We start from the raw sequence: 15644 nt of genomic DNA on the forward strand, positions 1-15644 counted from the left end.
ACGTTATTTCCGGTGTAAGGTGGGGCTAGGGTATGGCTTGTCCGAATGTCAGCAGATTATTGTCGGGGTCGAGCATCGAAAATTCCTGCTGTCCCCATGGTTTGGTCTGCAGCTGCCCTGCGGGATGTATCGGTAATCTGTTATCCAACATGAACTGATACAATCCGCCAATATCATCGGTGCGGATATAAATCATGCCGTAATTTTCTTTCGGGTCGAGTTCCTTAAACTCGAAAAAATGGATTTGTATGCGGTCTTTCTGTACCATGAGGTAACCGTCGTAGTCAGCATTCCCAAATTCCTGAAAACTGAGCTTGTTCACGTAGAAGTCTCTGGTCCGGGCTTTATCCCGCATCGGTAGTTTGGGATTGATATCGGTTAGCATACGCCCAGCTCCTTTCCTACCTTCGTGAATGCGGCGATGGCCTTATCCAGGTGATGCTGCTCATGTGCGGCGGATAGCTGGACCCGGATACGGGCCTTGCCTTGGGGTACTACCGGATAATAGAAGCCGATTACATAGATGCCTTCAGCCAGCATCTTGGCCGCAAACTCCTGTGCCAGCGGTGCGTCATACAACATCACGGGTACGATAGGGTGTGCACCGGGCTTGATATCGAAACCAGCAGCTGTCATCTTTTCCCGGAAATATTTAGTATTGTATTCCAATTTATCGCGCAGTTCGGTGGTCTCGCTAAGCATATCGAGTACAGCGATAGATGCCCCCGCAATGGCCGGCGCGAGCGTGTTGGAAAACAGGTAGGGGCGAGAGCGCTGCCGCAGCATGTCAATGATTTCCTTTCTGCCTGAGGTAAATCCGCCGGAAGCGCCGCCCAGTGCCTTGCCCAACGTGCTGGTAATAATGTCTACACGGTCCATCACACCGTGCAGCTCGTGTGTACCCCGGCCGGTCTTGCCGATGAAGCCCGTGCAATGCGACTCGTCGATCATGACAAGTGCCTCGTACTTATCGGCCAGATCGCAGATCCTGTCTAAAGGGGCGACACTGCCGTCCATCGAAAATGCACCATCGGTAACGATGATGCGATGACGGGCTCCCTGTGCGGCCTTGAGTTGCTCCTCCAGATCGGTCATGTCGCAGTTCTTATAACGAAAACGCTGGGCCTTACAGAGCCGCACGCCATCGATGATGGAGGCGTGGTTGAGTTCGTCGGATATGATGGCGTCGTCAGCGCCAAGCAAAGGTTCGAATACGCCGCCGTTGGCGTCGAACGCTGCGGCATAGAGAATGGTTTCTTCTGTGCCTAAGAAGGCTGAAATTTTAGCCTCCAATGTTTTATGGATATCTTGCGTACCGCAGATGAAGCGCACCGATGACATCCCATAGCCGTGCGTGTCAATGGTACGTTTGGCCGCCTCGATCACCTTGGGGTGCGAGGAGAGACCCAAATAGTTGTTTGCGCAGAAATTGATGACTTCGTCGCCGCTTTCTATCCGGATGTCCGCCCCTTGAGGCGTCACAATAACGCGTTCATTTTTATATAAGCCTGCATCTTTGATGGCTTGCAGTTCCTGCAGGAGCACGGGCTGGAGGGTCTTGTACATGTTTAAAACGTAAAGTTAAAAGATGACAATTGGATACCGGTAGCAAAAATAAGGTTTTTATGCATAAAAACCTTACCTATTCCGTACGCGGTATACTAGCTATCTACTAATAGCCTGGTCGATACAAAGGTGAAAGCCAAGGATACTTCAGTATTATGAGTCTGGATATCTACTGGACCTTTACTGAGGATTTACTGGATATATACTGGATTAACACTGGATATATACTAGGTAACTACTGATTCATTTCTGCATATCAAACAGGCCACGACTACCTAACATGCAGAAATACCACGGTGCTTTAGAAACCTTATCAAAAACGCTACCTTTGCGCCATGGCAAGGGAAATCTACGAAACCAAGCGTAAGGCGTTAAAAATCAACCTCAACGAAGAAATATACGGCACATTTGCGGAAATCGGCGCGGGGCAGGAGGTAGCCCGTAATTTTTTCAATGCAGGTGCGGCATCCGGTACGATCGCCAAAACCATTTCGGCTTACGACATGGCATTCAGTGACGCGATCTATGGTGCGGAGGATTCGGGCAGGTATGTAAGCCGTTCGCGCTTGCGAAAAATGCTTGCGCACGAATATGAACTGCTTACCGAAAGGCTCGTCGGTGATAAATATCGGAATAAGCGACTGTTTGCATTTGCCAATACCGTTTCGGCACTCAATTTCAATAAAACGAATGAGCCCCACGGCTGGATTGGCCTATGGTTCCAACATGAAGTGGGCGGTGCACCAAACGAGATTATCTTCCACGTGCGGCTGTTGGATAGCGACAACCTGTTGCAGCAAAAGGTGCTGGGCATCCTGGGTGTGAGCCTCGTTTTTGCAGCCTATTATTATACCCGGGATGTGCAGACGATGATCGAATCGTTGGCGGATAACCTCTCGCCCGGCTCGGTGGAGATCGATCTGGTGAAAATCAATGGTCCTGTTTTCAAGGACGTGAATGAGCGACTGATTAACCTTTATCTCATTGCCAAGGGGTTTTCCAAGGTGGCTATTTTCAATCCGGAAGGCTTAGCCTACCAAAGCAAGGATTTCCTGTATAAAAAGGACATTATGATCTTGCGCACAAAATATCGGCAGAAATCGAACCCCAACTTTGACCTGTTTAATCTAGCTGTAGAACAGTTTAAGCGCAATCTAGGCATCAAGGACGATAATTTGGTGGTGATGATTGAAGTGCTCATGAGCAACGTGCTTGATAGTGCGCCGCAGTTTACCCCCGAAGATCTGCAATATTTCGCCGAGCGAGCCGAATACCTTTGCAGCACGGGCAACCACATCCTAGTGTCCAATTTTACACGCAACCATTACCTGGCAGAGTACCTGGCGCAATTCAAGCCGCGTAATGTCGGTATCTCCACCAACATCTCCAACCTAAGCAATGTGTTCAACTCCAAGCAGTATACGAAGGGTAACTATGCCGATGAACTCCTAGCTTATGTAAGTGGTTTGTTTAGCAAGAATGTGAAGCTGTATGCCTATCCATACCTTCACAAGCCGGATAATCAGATCATTACTACTGCTAATATGCCCGTATCGGAGGATGCGCGGCCATTATTCGACTTTCTCGTCAAAAATCACTATATTATCGACATCGAAGGGTACGACGAACGGCATGTCAAGACCGTTTGATGATACGGGTATAAGGAATCGGCGAATAAAAATGAGGAAATAGAAAGAATGACCGAAGAATACGTCATATTGGTCGATGAGAGCGACCGCAGCGTAGGAACAATGGAAAAGATGGCAGCACATCAGCAAGGTTTGCTGCATAGGGCCATCAGTGTATTCGTATTGGATAGCGATGGCCGATTGTTGCTTCAGCAACGGGCTGCGCATAAGTATCATAGTGCCGGCCTGTGGACCAACACCTGTTGCAGCCACCCGGCTCCCGGCGAAACTGCGGCAGATGCTGCCCATCGGCGATTGCGGCAAGAGATGGGTATGGAGGTCCCGCTGGAATTTGCGTTTACGTTCAAATACCGGGCTGGTTTTGACAATGGCTTGGTGGAACATGAAGTAGATCATGTATTTATCGGATACACCAGCCATGCGCCTGTGATCAATCCCGAGGAAGTGGCTGATTATCGCTGGCTAAGCCTTCCGGAGATCGAACGCGAGCTAGCGAACAACCCCGATGCCTATACGCCCTGGTTTAAGATCATCTATCGGAAAATCTTCGCCCGGATTTAGTCTGTAACAAAGCAACACAGATAAGGGCTGTTGCCCCGATCAATGCAGCCGCTTCGTCAATTGCTCTTCCACCGCTTTGTAAACCTGCAATGGCTTTTGATAGCGCCAGTTTAACTCATCAAGTACGCCACCGAAACTGATGTAGTAGTCGATATTGCTTGTTTTGAATTCGTCAATGACGTGATCGCGAAAGTTGACGCCAGCAATCCAACCATCTTCGATGTCATGGAACCATTCCTCGTAATAACAATCATCCGAAGCATGAAAATTCAGCACATTTTCACCGATGAGGATGAATTTATGAACGCCGGCGTTGATCATGATGTCTATAACTTCGCGTTTGAGTAACATGACGTCATTATATATTGCATCGTTCCACTCGCCGATCAATTCTATAATGGCATAACCCCGTTGGTAATCGGCAAAGAGTATTTTGAGGTACAGCGTAGTGGAACCAAAGCTATCCCACTGGGGATGCAATAGGAAATTGTAAATCTGCTTGTCAAACTCAAATTCATTGTACTCCACGCCATAAAACGGGGACAATTCGTCTTCGGCGGCGATGTAATCATCTCTCCAGCGGTAATATGGCTCTATCTCGTGCATCGCTTTCGACTATTTTTTTACAAAAATGAGAATATTCCATGATAACCTAAAAAGGTGTGTGTGAATATTGTAAATTTTGGGCGCTGGCAGTGGAAAATGCTAGAAACTATTTAATTTAGCGCCTGTTATCTAAGGATATGCGCAAGGAGACGAAAAGGAACTTGTTTGTAGCGGGCACCTACGGTGCTGTGTTGTTGTTGGGGATATTGCTCGGGCAGGATTTTGCCGATGAGAACCGCCGCACGGGCCGTAACGGCTTACTACCGTTGGGTATCATCGACAAAACGGGCAAGGTGCAACGCATGATTGATCTCATTGCAGATAACTATGTCGATAGTGTAGGAGTGGATGAGCTTCAGGATCTCGCTATCGACGAAATCGTAGCACAATTGGATCCGCATTCGGAATATCTACGCCCCAACCAGGCGCTCGAACAACATGAAACCCTCGAAGGTAGCTTTGAAGGCATCGGTATCGAATATTACAATTTGAACGATACGTTGATGACTGTGGGGTTGATTGCGGGGGGACCTGCGCAACGGGCGGGCATGCGTGTGGGTGATAAACTTGTCGCTATCAACGGCGATACGATTGCAGGGAAAAAAGTTTCCGAAAGGAACATCGAGGAGAAGATCCGTGGCCGTAGCGGTACCGCCATCGAAATAACCATACACCGCAACGGGAAAAGCCTTCCGTTCCCTTTAAAGGTAATGCGCGACCGGGTAGAGGTAAGTAGCATCGATGCCGCATATATCATAGACAGCGCTACGGCTTACATAAAGATCCGGCGGTTTGGCGCCAAGACAGCCGAAGATTTCGAACGGGCTCTAAAGGACCTTAAGAAACAGGGCGCACAGCGGTTGATACTGGATTTAAGGGAAAACGGCGGTGGTTATTTTCATGTCGCTACGGCATTGGCCAGTTATTTTTTTGACGACAAGCGACTGATTGTTTATACGGAGGGGGCACATGAACCGCGTGTCGATTACTACTCCAATGCCGATGGCATATTTGGAGACGGTGAGTTGGCCGTATTGATTGATGAACAATCGGCCTCAGCGAGCGAAATCGTCGCGGGTGCTATCCAGGATTTAGAACGGGGAATCATCGTGGGCCGCCAGTCATACGGGAAAGCATTGGTACAGGAGCAATTCGGCTTTGGTGATGGCTCCGCGTTGAACCTCACCGTTGCGCGATACTATACCCCTTTAGGCCGATGTATCCAAAAATCCTACATTGCCAACACCGAAGCTCCGTCTCACACAGGCAATCTTCCAGCATTGGTTAGGCAGGACGCGGATACGGACGTTTACCAAACTACATCTGGAAAGCTGGTGTATGGCGGTGGAGGTATATCGCCGGATGTGGTGGTACCCGTAGACAGCAACCGGGCCAACAGTGTGTTATATCGCCGGATACGGAAGGCCAACTTGATCGAAACATATGTGTATGGGCGCCTTACCCATGCGGTGCCGGCATATTCCGTTGAAAACTACCTGAAAGGGTATTCCCTGCCTGATAAGGAATACGATGGTTTCTTGCAATACGTGCGTGAAACGGGGATGACGTGCACACCAAATGAAGCAAGCGCCGCAAAGCCGATGGTACGAAGTGATATTGAGGCGCTATTGGGGCGCTACTATTTCGGCAGCGAGGCCTTTTTCAGGGTAAGAAACCGTTCGGATAAGGTATTAGCGCAAGCGTTGTTAGCGCTGCAGGGCGAGTAACTGCCTGCCTATCCTAATCGCTGATTAGTTGACCACCTGCCCATCGAGTAGCTCGATGATCCTATTGCCGTATTCCGCATTTTTTTCTGAGTGGGTCACTTGTACGATGGTTACGCCATCCTCTTGGTTGAGTTGCTTAAAGAGGTTCATGATTTCTTCCCCTTGCTTGGAGTTAAGATTGCCTGTCGGTTCGTCCGCAAGCAACAGCCTAGGCGTAGTAGCCAGCGCGCGGGCGATACCGACTAATTGCTGCTGACCACCGGAAAGCTGTGTCGGAAATAGGTCTTTTTTACCTACGATACCAAAGCGGTCAATCAGGTCTCCGACAATAGCTTTGCGCTCACTACTTTTCAGGTTTTTATAGATAAGCGGAGTCTCAATGTTTTCATATACAGTCAGTTCGTCAATGAGATGGTAAGCCTGGAAAACAAATCCGATATGTTGCTTGTACAGCGCGGAACGTTGCCTTTCTTTCAGACCGAGTACGTTTTCCTCCATGAAAAGGTATTCGCCCTCATCGGGTTCATCCAATAATCCGAGAATGTGGAGCAGGGTAGACTTGCCGGATCCGGATGGCCCCATGATGGACACAAATTCGCCCTCGGCAATGTGGAGGTTGATGTCCTTAAGTACGAATGAGCGGCTACCGCCCACATTGTACCATTTGAATATATTTTTTAATCGAATCATTTTAGTGGGTACAGTACATCGTATTTCGTGCTTGATATACCTTTTCATTCGTTGGACCGGTTATGAATTGGCCGCACTCAAATATATTAAATATCATGCTGGTCAATGCCAAAATCCGTCCATTATTGTAAAGATCTTTTAACGAGCCCGATAGGCTGTCTTGTAAATGGTGTGGTGTCCGATTCCGAACAACTGATTGTCCGATTCCGAACACCGAGCCCTATTGCCGAAGGATGTATCAGTTTTGTATCATATTTCAACAGATTTGGCCAAATGCATGCAGAACGATTTGAAAAAACACGTACCTTTGTGTACGTTTTACACTAAGGGCTTATAAGAGCATAAAATGCAAACAACAGTAAAGAAAAGTTTGATAGCACTCCTTTTTGGGGGGCTGGGTATCGGTATTACCGAATTTGTGATGATGGGTTTATTGGAAGAGATTGCGGGGGATCTGGCGATCGATATTCCTACGGCAGGTCATTTGATTGCCGCATATGCCGTGGGTGTGGTTATTGGGGCTCCCCTGCTCGTGGTGATTGCTGGTAAGTATCCACCGAAACGTATCCTCATCGGGTTGATGGTACTCTTTACGATTTTCAATGCATTTACTGCATTTGCGCCGAGTTACACGTCATTGCTCATCTCGCGCGTGCTCGCGGGCTTGCCACACGGTGCTTTTTTTGGTGTAGGTTCGGTAGTCGCCAGTCGCTTAGCGCAACCGGGTAAAGAGGCACAGGCCATTTCCATCATGTTCGCCGGTCTTACCATCGCCAACCTAATCGGCGTGCCGCTGGGCACCTATATCGGTCACCATTTCATTTGGAGGTATTCTTTTGCTATCGTTGTGTTGGTGGGTATCATTACGTTGCTATCGTTGAAATTCTGGATGCCGGATTTGCCGGTGAAGCAAGCGGGTAGCGTAAAAACCCAGCTGCGTTTTTTCAAGCGGCGCGAAGCCTGGTTGATTGTAGGGATGATCGCCATCGGAACTGGTGGGCTCTTTTCGTGGTATAGCTACATCTCACCGTTAATGACCAAGGTGGCGGGCTTTTCTGAATCCTCCATGACGTACATCCTGATGCTGGCTGGCCTGGGGATGTTTGTTGGTAACCTGGTTGGTGGCAGGTTGGCCGACCTCGTCTCACCTGCCCGAGCCTCCGTGATGTTACTTATGGTAATGGCTGTCGCGTTGGTTGCTCAGCAATATTTATCCGTCTATCCGATTCCCTCGTTGGTAATGACCTTCATTTTGGGTGGCGTAGCATTCGCATTATCGGCACCCATACAGATGCTAATGATCAATACGGCCAAAGGATCGGAAATGCTGGCCGCTTCAGTGAGTCAGGCGAGTTTCAACATCGGGAACGCGCTGGGGGCATTTTTAGGGGGCTTGCCTATCGCAATGGGCTATGGCTACACTTCGCCGGAATGGGTAGGGGCTGCTATGGCTGCTTTTGGTGCGCTATTCGCCCTGGCTTTCATCGTTCGGCAAGCCCGGCAAAATCGTATACAGCCTGTGGCTCTGCCGCATACACATCGGGTTGTCGCCGAGGTGACTGAAGGAGAGCCGGAACCTGTTTGTTAGCAAAGAATTATCTGTGATCGGCCTCCGGGCACTAAGCATTGCTTGCTTTTGGTCGTCCGTGTCAGGCTTATTCATCCCGCAGTGAATCGGCGGGATTGGCTCGTGCGGCACGGACCGACTGGTAGGCCACGGTAAGTAGTGCGACCAACAGCGTGCCCATACCGGCCAATGCAAACATCCACCAGGATATGCTGATGCGATAAGCAAAGGTAGCCAGCCACTGATCTACCAACAGGTAAGCTATTGGGAGTGCAATCAGATTGGCCACCAAGAAAATCCGGAAAAAGGACTTGTTTAGCTGTATGAACAGCTGGCCCACTGAGGCGCCGAGAACCTTGCGGATACTCATTTCTTTTTGACGGATGACGATGCTATGTGCCGACATGCTAAAGAGGCCCATTAATGCGATGACGATGGAGAGGATGGTAAACCCGCGGAATGCCGACTCCAGCTGCTGCTGTTGAGCATATAATGCTGCGTAATTCTGATCGACAAATTCATAGCGGAAATGCTCACCGTCTAACCGGTTAATGGATTTCCAGTCTTTTTCCAATGCGGCCAGCGTCTGTTGCGCCCTGCCGGGCTTGATCTTGATTAGGATTTCCGTTTTAAATTGCCCGCAAGTGTTGTTGATCGAATACACGGTGGGTCGTGTCAATTTTTCGAACCCCTGCATTTTGCTGTCTTTGACCACACCAACGATTTGAAAGTCGGTGTCGCAGCCACGGATAGTCTGACCAATGGGATTTTGCATCCCAAAGGCCTTCGCTAGCGTTTCGTTGACAATAGCACCGTTAATGGAATCGGTGGCAAACACTTCGGTGAATGACCGCCCTTGCAACATATCCATGCCCATGGTTTCCACATAGTCGAAATCCACCGCAATGTGATCGGCTTTGCGCACTTGGTCCACATGCTGGAATTCTTTTTCAGCAGGGCCGATTCCGCCCGGAATACTTGTTGTAGCTGTGACATATTCGATATCGGGATAAGCTTGCATCCGGTCGCGGATCGGTTTGAAATCTGCCGGATTGTTGAGTATCGCCGCGTTCTTGATCTGCACCACCTGCGCTGGATCAAAACCTTTATCGCCATCTCGTATGTAGTCCAGTTGCCTGTTTAGGACAAGCATACCCGAGATGAATACCAAGGCGATGATGAACTGGAAGATCAATAGCGCGTGTCGGAACCAAGCGGTGCGGTGGCTGGTTTGGAAATTGCCTTTCAAGATATTTACTGGATGATAGCCCGAAAGGATAATGGCCGGATAGCTACCGGCCGCCAAAGCCGTAAGGAGTGCTGCCACCAATAATTGCCAAGCGATTTGATTATCCAGGGCAAAGCCGGCAAGATCATAAGCCAGCCATTTTTGAAGCCCATTCCGACAAAGGATGACTAATGCCCATGCGAGAACGGCCGCCAACAAGCATTGCAGCAAAACCTCACCCATGAACTGTAATGTCAGTCGGATCCTACTTACCCCAAAGACCTTTTTGAGGCCGATTTCTTTCGCCCGCCTATGGGCTTGTGCAATCATTAGGTTGGCGAAATTGATGCCAGCTAACAGTAAAATGACCCCCGACAATATGCCTAATGCCCACACTATGAGGTAACCGGTGTTTGAACCATGTTTCGGATGTAGGTGCAGGTTTTGCAATGGATCGAGGTAGGTTTCTCCTTTGGCGAATGCTGAGGTAACGGTGTGGTGGTGTTGCGAAATTTCCTGCTGATAGATTTCCTTTATTTTCTGGTCTAATCGATTGATATCCGTGCCCGGTTTTACTTGAATATAAGTTTGGTACTGGAGTGGATCACCCTCGGCGTCACCGGCAAGGTCGGGCTTAAAGAAGATCGCATCATATGTCAGGTTGGACAATCCACGCGCCTTGGTAACCCCATGTATGTGTGGAAAAAATCCGCTTTGCTCATTCTGAACTGCGATCTGCCGAGGAGCGAATACATTTTCGGCTTGCTTTGGGAATAATGTCTGCGAAATTTGCGGTGTGACGAGATTGACGTCAGGCCGATTCTCGTCTGAAAGGCTTAAGCCGTAGGCTTCAACACCGAATATTTTGGCAATGGAAAGGTCGGCAGCCTTCCAATTTTTCACCATGGCTTCGCCGTGATCGTGTATGAACGGCATCTCCCAAGGAAAGTAGGAAACTCTCCCCACTTCGACCACGTCTGGCAGTCTTGTTTTGATAACTTTAGCCAACGCTGGGGGGGTGAGGTCGGTATGGCTTCCTTGATAGCTGAGTCCAACCAAGTAGATCTGGTCATAATTTGGATTCCAACGGTCATAGCTCGTTTCGCGGTTGATATAAAGGTATGCCAATATGAAACCAGCGAATCCCAACGCTAAGCCGAGGATATTCAGCAACGTAAATAGCTTGGAACGTAATACATTCCGCCACGCAATCTTCAGGTTATTCATGCCCATGGTTATTTATTTATGTCGTGGATAAGTAGCAGCTTGAATTTCCATAACTATTCTGAAATCCGATCGGTTTCAGTATACCAAATTCATTACCAAATGGTTAACTGGTTGTTTTTCAAATGAACAAAAAGGTTGGTACCCATAAGACTGTCCGATATCGAACACCCGGTGTTCGATATCGGACAGTGCAACCACTGTAAATGCGTAGTGTTATTTCAATAGGCCCAGTTTGACCAATGCATAGAAGAGTGCGGCGGTATGCAGGGCCTGTCCGAATTGGTTATCGAGGAGTAATTGCTTCAGCTCCGCGGGGGTGACGAGGATAACCTCGATTTCTTCCTGCTCGTCGAGCTCCTGCTCCTGCACCTTCACACCGCCGGTGAGCAGGTAGGTGGTGGTGATGTTGTTTGCTGTGGCCGGGTTGGGAAACAGTACGGATAGCTCTTCCATGGTATTAAATCGATAGCCGGTTTCTTCAAGCAACTCACGGGCCGCGGCCGCGGCTGCGGCCTCTCCCGGATCGATCACTCCACCGGGGATTTCGAGTACTTCCTGTTTCACGCCGTGGCGGTACTGTCTGACGAGGATAAATCGGTTATCAGCGGTCAGCGCTACCATATTTACCCAGTTGGGATATTCCAGTACGTAATATTCAGGGACTACATGCCCGTTGGGCATGCGACACTTATCCCGGCGCAATACGGCCCATGGTGCCCGCACGAGGTATTCGGACGAGAGGGTTTTCCAGCGCAGCATATCAAGCGATGTCTTTCATGATGCGGTCTACCCGATCTTCCAATTCCTGGCTCATGTGCTCGAAATCAGCGGCATTGGCAAGCGGTTGTTTTACACTGCAATAGAACTTGATTTTCGGCTCTGTGCCCGATGGCCGCGCCGAGATGACGTCGCCATCCACCGTGATGAACTGCAGCACATCGGATTTTGGAAGGTTGATCACGCTGCGTTCGCCCGTTTTCAGGTTGTAGGATTCACTGCGCTCGTAGTCTTTGATCTCCGCGACATCAATGCCGCCTAGGGTTTGCGGTGGATTGCTCCGCAAGCGTTCCATCATGGCCTTGATTTCCTCTGCACCGGCTTTGCCCGTTTTGGTTAATGAAACCAACTTTTCTTTGTAATACCCATGCTGCACATAGAGGTCGATAAGTGCATCGAAAAGTGATTTGCCCTGATCTTTGTAATAAGCCGTCATTTCGGCGATGAATACCGCAGAGACGACGGCATCCTTATCACGTACCAGCTCGCCCACTAAATAGCCGTAGCTCTCTTCCCCTCCAACGAGGAACCGCCCTTGCCCGTCCTTGCCCGTAATGAGCTCGCCGATGTATTTGAAGCCGGTGAGTGTGTCGTAATACGTAACACCATATTGCTTGGCGATTTCGGCAATGAGGTTAGTCGTGACGATGGTTTTGACCACATAATCATCCGGACGGAGATCGCCCTGCTCCTTTTTGGCAGAAAGCACGTAATTGACCAATAGGCTCCCGATTTGATTGCCATTGAGCAATTGGTATTCGCCCTGTGTATTCTTTGTCGCTGCTCCAACACGGTCGGCATCTGGGTCTGTGGCGAACAGTACGTCCGCACCGATGCGCTGGCCGTCTTGTACCGCCAGCGACATGGCTTCTTCCTCTTCCGGATTGGGGTAGACCACCGTGGGGAAATTGCCGTCTGGTGTGGCCTGCGCCTCCACGACGTGCACGTTGGTAAATCCCCAGCGTTGCAGGGCGGGCGGTACGAGGGTGACTCCCGTACCATGGATGGGCGAGAAGACGATTTTCAGGTCGTTCTGCCGCGATACCACGTCGGGCCGAAGGGTCAGCTTCGCGATGGCGTCCAGGTATGCATCGTCAAGCTCCTTGCCCAATAGAGTAATGTTCTCGGCTACCGGCCCGAAGTTGATTTCATTGGGGGCCTCAATCGCATATACTTCCTTGATGACGTTCTTATCGTGTGGGGGCACCAATTGGCCGCCGTCATTCCAATAAGCTTTGTAGCCATTGTATTCTTTGGGGTTGTGTGATGCCGTAAGCATCACGCCTGCTTGGCATTGCAGGTGGCGTACGGCAAATGAAAGGTGCGGTGTGGGGCGCAATTCGGCAAATAGATAGACCTTGATGCCGTTCGCCGAAAACACATCGGCTACTAAGCGGGCAAACGCCTTGGAATTGTTGCGGCTGTCGTAAGAGATCGCTGCTTTCACCTCTTGCCCAGGATAGGTCTTGAGCAGGTAGTTGCTCAATCCCTGCGTGGCCCGGCCGATGGTATATTTGTTCATGCGGTTGGTACCCACACCCATGATGCCGCGCAGGCCACCCGTGCCGAATTCGAGATCTTTATAGAAACTATCGGTCAGTTCGGTATATTGTTCCGAATCAAAAAGCTGTTTTACCGATTTGATGGTTTCCTCATCATAGGGTGTCCGCATCCACGCTTCAGCACGCGCTTGTATGGCCGAATCTAAATTCGTTGTTGTCATCATTTATCAATTTTCATCAGATCAAATTTGTACTTTATCGGCGATGAAGCTTGCATGAGCTATTTTCATGATGTTCTTTTGTGAGCAGCGCTCATGCAGGTTTCCTCTTGGCTCAAACTTAATTAAAAAGCCTTTTACATACAAGGAATAATTAGCGGTTAACGGTAGCTGGGTGCTCTTTGCCATTATGACAAGTCATGCAGCTGATTTGCATCATTTCACCTGTCTTTTCATCGCGGTGCTTGAAGTGTTTCTTGTTTATCCGTTGGGTCATTTTCATCATCCAGCGGGCAGTTTCTTTGTGGTGATTGTCGTCACTTGCGAAATCAAGCTTGGTCGGGTCAGCTGCACTTTGCGCATGGCAAAACCCGCATTTGACACCCAAGGCTACCTTGAAGTCATCCATTACTTTTTTGATTTCGTCTTGGCTGATGTCTTTGGGAAGTACTTTTAAATTGGTGGCTTTCCACGTTTGTGATTGTTGCGTACGCTCAGGAGCAAAAGAGCTCAAGGCAAAAATCCCAGCAAAAACAACAATCATCGCAATGATCATTCGGTAGGTCATCATCATAAGGTTATATTTTATACCTAAAGGTAATAAACCGACGTTGACCGTGCCGAAAGAAAAAGCTATTTAGAATGGGTTTAATTGTTAACTGTCAGTGTCTATTTCAACCGCTCCAATACGCCCTTGCGTTTGATGAGGTTTTTATAGTCCCATTGGATAGCCTGTGCTTTTTCAAGCCATCGTTCCAGGTCGGAGCGATCAACCTGGGCAGCGGCCGTGTAGCAGATTTCGGCAGCCTTGAATTTGCCTTCTGGCTTAAGGTTAGGCTCGCTAAACGACTGGCCACTCCAGAACATCAGGTTAAGTCCACACTTCCGCAGGCTGTAACCCACGACGGGATTTCCGTCGAGAAACCAAACGGGGTGGCCATGCCATAGCTTGTTTTCCGCCTGCGGCAGGTGATGGTTGATTCCGTGGAACAATAGGTCTGCGATTGCCTGCTCGTCGGTTGGCAGGGAAAGATGATAGGATTGGATAGCGATGTCCATGATGTCTTGCGTATGTACGGACAACAAAGATAATCGGCCAATCCGGCATAAGTGTCATATAGGATCGGAAATTTTCAACGGATTTTCGATATGTTTGAACGGATGAAACACCGCATTGGATTCGAAAAATATCAATTGGAAGATTTAGCAGATTATTATAACCTGGTTAAAGATGATCGCGTAATGAAATACATCACCGGTAAAGGCATGTCTGAGACGGAAGCCCGGGCTATGTTTGACCATTTTCTAAAGATCAATCAGTTGGATTATTCTCTAGGTTACTTTAAAGTTTTCGATTCCGAACAGCGAATCCATATCGGTGAATGTAAGCTCGTCAATTATACGAAAGATGCATCGGTTTTTGAGATGGGGTACTTACTGATGGAACAATTTTGGAAGAAAGGGTATGGAACGGAGATTTGCGAACATATGTTGGCACTGGCAACAGCGATAGACCCCTACAAAGATGTAATTGGTATTATCGACCCAGCAAACACCGCTTCAAGAAAGCTATTGGAAAAATTTGGATTCAAAAGCTTCTTTATCGGAACGGAAGACCGGCTTCCGACCGAGAAATTTATCTTGAAAAGAAGCAAAAGCTGAAGCGCGAAACATGGATACACAGGCATTCAAATTGATGATTTCTTCGGCGGTAGGCGAGGTGTCGGCTAAATATACGGCTTCGGATAGCCCCGTGTGCAACCTTACGCTGGCCCACGGGGCTGGTGCGGGCATGGACCATCACTTTATGGAGGAGCTTGCTACGTCGCTTGCTGAAGCTGGGGCCGCTGTTCTCCGATTCAATTTCCCCTTCTCAGAGCAAGGAAAACGACGGCCCGATTCTCCGGCAATCGCACATCAGACGATTGCTGCGGCTATCGCAAAGGCCCGGACACTCAATCCCCATCTACCGTTAATTGCTGCGGGAAAGTCCTTCGGAGGTAGGATGACTTCGCAATACCTCGCTGCACATCCGGATGTAGGCGCAGACGGGATTGTCTTTTATGGCTTTCCCCTCCATCCAGCCGGTAAGCCGTCCACCGAGCGTGCGGAACATCTTCGGCTCGTCCGTATTCCCATGCTTTTCTTGCAAGGTTCTAGGGATGCGCTGGCCACGTGGGCGCTCATTCAATCGGTCTGTAATTCGCTCCCTTTGGCTTCGCTGGTGAGGTTGGAAGGAGCCGACCATTCGTTTAAGGCCGGCAAAAACAAGCTACTGCCGACATTGGTAAGCGAAACGCTGAAATGGGTTTCGCATTAAGCGGAG

Annotated in this window: 15 protein-coding genes; 6 read left to right on the forward strand and 9 right to left on the reverse strand. The window is 49.1% G+C overall.

Going from position 1 to position 15644, the window contains the following annotated elements:
* Positions 1–25: 25 nt before the first annotated feature.
* Both IEV98_RS04185 and kbl read right to left on the reverse strand, forming a co-directional pair.
* Positions 26–385 (reverse strand): bleomycin resistance protein, encoded by a 360-nt coding sequence (locus IEV98_RS04185; protein ID WP_188504646.1) that lies wholly within the window; start codon positions 383–385, stop codon positions 26–28.
* A complete protein-coding gene (kbl, locus tag IEV98_RS04190; protein WP_188504647.1) occupies positions 379–1566 on the reverse strand; it encodes a glycine C-acetyltransferase in 1188 nt (395 codons plus the stop codon). The genes IEV98_RS04185 and kbl overlap by 7 nt, the downstream gene beginning before the upstream one ends.
* Before the next feature lie 335 nt (positions 1567–1901).
* On the opposite strand from kbl, the gene IEV98_RS04195 reads away from it, so the two are divergent.
* Positions 1902–3215, forward strand: a complete 1314-nt coding sequence (locus tag IEV98_RS04195) for a nicotinamide mononucleotide adenylyltransferase (protein ID WP_188504648.1) — start codon at positions 1902–1904, stop codon at positions 3213–3215.
* Between the two features lie 48 nt (positions 3216–3263).
* Entirely contained in the window at positions 3264–3776 is a 513-nt protein-coding gene (gene idi, locus IEV98_RS04200) for an isopentenyl-diphosphate Delta-isomerase (RefSeq protein WP_188504649.1), read from the forward strand.
* Between the two features lie 39 nt (positions 3777–3815).
* On the opposite strand, the gene IEV98_RS04205 is transcribed toward idi, so the two are convergent.
* Positions 3816–4382 (reverse strand): hypothetical protein, encoded by a 567-nt coding sequence (locus IEV98_RS04205; protein WP_188504650.1) that lies wholly within the window; start codon positions 4380–4382, stop codon positions 3816–3818.
* Between the two features lie 137 nt (positions 4383–4519).
* Here IEV98_RS04205 and IEV98_RS04210 point away from each other — a divergent pair, with 137 nt between their 5' ends.
* The gene (locus IEV98_RS04210; RefSeq protein WP_188504651.1) at positions 4520–6109 is read left to right on the forward strand and encodes a S41 family peptidase; all 1590 of its coding nucleotides are present in this window, start codon (positions 4520–4522) and stop codon (positions 6107–6109) included.
* A gap of 24 nt (positions 6110–6133) precedes the next feature.
* Here the strand turns inward: IEV98_RS04210 and IEV98_RS04215 are convergent, their stop codons facing one another.
* Positions 6134–6799 (reverse strand): ABC transporter ATP-binding protein, encoded by a 666-nt coding sequence (locus tag IEV98_RS04215; RefSeq protein WP_188504652.1) that lies wholly within the window; start codon positions 6797–6799, stop codon positions 6134–6136.
* Between the two features lie 346 nt (positions 6800–7145).
* Between IEV98_RS04215 and IEV98_RS04220 the strand changes: the two genes are divergently transcribed.
* Positions 7146–8387 carry an MFS transporter gene (locus tag IEV98_RS04220; RefSeq protein WP_188504653.1) on the forward strand — a complete coding sequence of 414 codons (1242 nt, stop codon included), beginning with the start codon at positions 7146–7148 and terminating at the stop codon, positions 8385–8387.
* 67 nt (positions 8388–8454) lie between these two features.
* On the opposite strand, the gene IEV98_RS04225 is transcribed toward IEV98_RS04220, so the two are convergent.
* The 5 genes from IEV98_RS04225 to IEV98_RS04245 form a co-directional block, all read right to left on the reverse strand.
* The gene (locus IEV98_RS04225; protein ID WP_188504654.1) at positions 8455–10821 is read right to left on the reverse strand and encodes an ABC transporter permease; all 2367 of its coding nucleotides are present in this window, start codon (positions 10819–10821) and stop codon (positions 8455–8457) included.
* Between the two features lie 213 nt (positions 10822–11034).
* On the reverse strand, positions 11035–11580 hold the full coding sequence (locus IEV98_RS04230; protein WP_188504655.1) for an NUDIX hydrolase: 546 nt from the start codon (positions 11578–11580) through the stop codon (positions 11035–11037).
* A gap of 1 nt (position 11581) precedes the next feature.
* Positions 11582–13321 carry a phospho-sugar mutase gene (locus IEV98_RS04235; RefSeq protein WP_188506111.1) on the reverse strand — a complete coding sequence of 580 codons (1740 nt, stop codon included), beginning with the start codon at positions 13319–13321 and terminating at the stop codon, positions 11582–11584.
* A 151-nt stretch (positions 13322–13472) separates the two neighbouring features.
* Positions 13473–13892, reverse strand: coding sequence for a c-type cytochrome (locus tag IEV98_RS04240; protein WP_229738562.1), 420 nt, complete (start codon positions 13890–13892; stop codon positions 13473–13475).
* A 95-nt stretch (positions 13893–13987) separates the two neighbouring features.
* A complete protein-coding gene (locus tag IEV98_RS04245; RefSeq protein WP_188504656.1) occupies positions 13988–14377 on the reverse strand; it encodes a DUF1801 domain-containing protein in 390 nt (129 codons plus the stop codon).
* A 102-nt stretch (positions 14378–14479) separates the two neighbouring features.
* Here IEV98_RS04245 and IEV98_RS04250 point away from each other — a divergent pair, with 102 nt between their 5' ends.
* Positions 14480–14980, forward strand: coding sequence for a GNAT family N-acetyltransferase (locus IEV98_RS04250; protein WP_188504657.1), 501 nt, complete (start codon positions 14480–14482; stop codon positions 14978–14980).
* A gap of 10 nt (positions 14981–14990) precedes the next feature.
* The gene (locus tag IEV98_RS04255) at positions 14991–15638 is read left to right on the forward strand and encodes an alpha/beta hydrolase family protein (protein ID WP_188504658.1); all 648 of its coding nucleotides are present in this window, start codon (positions 14991–14993) and stop codon (positions 15636–15638) included.
* The last annotated feature ends 6 nt before the right edge of the window (positions 15639–15644 follow it).

This window comes from Parapedobacter pyrenivorans, assembly GCF_014636865.1.
In the GTDB taxonomy this organism is placed as follows: domain Bacteria; phylum Bacteroidota; class Bacteroidia; order Sphingobacteriales; family Sphingobacteriaceae; genus Parapedobacter; species Parapedobacter pyrenivorans.

Excerpts from the sequence above, each read along its gene's own strand:
- IEV98_RS04185 (WP_188504646.1), bottom strand. The coding sequence starts at position 385 with ATGCTAACCGATATCAATCCCAAACTACCGATGCGGGATAAAGCCCGG.
- kbl (WP_188504647.1), bottom strand. The coding sequence starts at position 1,566 with ATGTACAAGACCCTCCAGCCCGTGCTCCTGCAGGAACTGCAAGCCATC.
- IEV98_RS04195 (WP_188504648.1), top strand. The coding sequence starts at position 1,902 with ATGGCAAGGGAAATCTACGAAACCAAGCGTAAGGCGTTAAAAATCAAC.
- idi (WP_188504649.1), top strand. The coding sequence starts at position 3,264 with ATGACCGAAGAATACGTCATATTGGTCGATGAGAGCGACCGCAGCGTA.
- IEV98_RS04205 (WP_188504650.1), bottom strand. The coding sequence starts at position 4,382 with ATGCACGAGATAGAGCCATATTACCGCTGGAGAGATGATTACATCGCC.
- IEV98_RS04210 (WP_188504651.1), top strand. The coding sequence starts at position 4,520 with ATGCGCAAGGAGACGAAAAGGAACTTGTTTGTAGCGGGCACCTACGGT.
- IEV98_RS04215 (WP_188504652.1), bottom strand. The coding sequence starts at position 6,799 with ATGATTCGATTAAAAAATATATTCAAATGGTACAATGTGGGCGGTAGC.
- IEV98_RS04220 (WP_188504653.1), top strand. The coding sequence starts at position 7,146 with ATGCAAACAACAGTAAAGAAAAGTTTGATAGCACTCCTTTTTGGGGGG.
- IEV98_RS04225 (WP_188504654.1), bottom strand. The coding sequence starts at position 10,821 with ATGAATAACCTGAAGATTGCGTGGCGGAATGTATTACGTTCCAAGCTA.
- IEV98_RS04230 (WP_188504655.1), bottom strand. The coding sequence starts at position 11,580 with ATGCTGCGCTGGAAAACCCTCTCGTCCGAATACCTCGTGCGGGCACCA.
- IEV98_RS04235 (WP_188506111.1), bottom strand. The coding sequence starts at position 13,321 with ATGACAACAACGAATTTAGATTCGGCCATACAAGCGCGTGCTGAAGCG.
- IEV98_RS04240 (WP_229738562.1), bottom strand. The coding sequence starts at position 13,892 with ATGATGATGACCTACCGAATGATCATTGCGATGATTGTTGTTTTTGCT.
- IEV98_RS04245 (WP_188504656.1), bottom strand. The coding sequence starts at position 14,377 with ATGGACATCGCTATCCAATCCTATCATCTTTCCCTGCCAACCGACGAG.
- IEV98_RS04250 (WP_188504657.1), top strand. The coding sequence starts at position 14,480 with ATGAAACACCGCATTGGATTCGAAAAATATCAATTGGAAGATTTAGCA.
- IEV98_RS04255 (WP_188504658.1), top strand. The coding sequence starts at position 14,991 with ATGGATACACAGGCATTCAAATTGATGATTTCTTCGGCGGTAGGCGAG.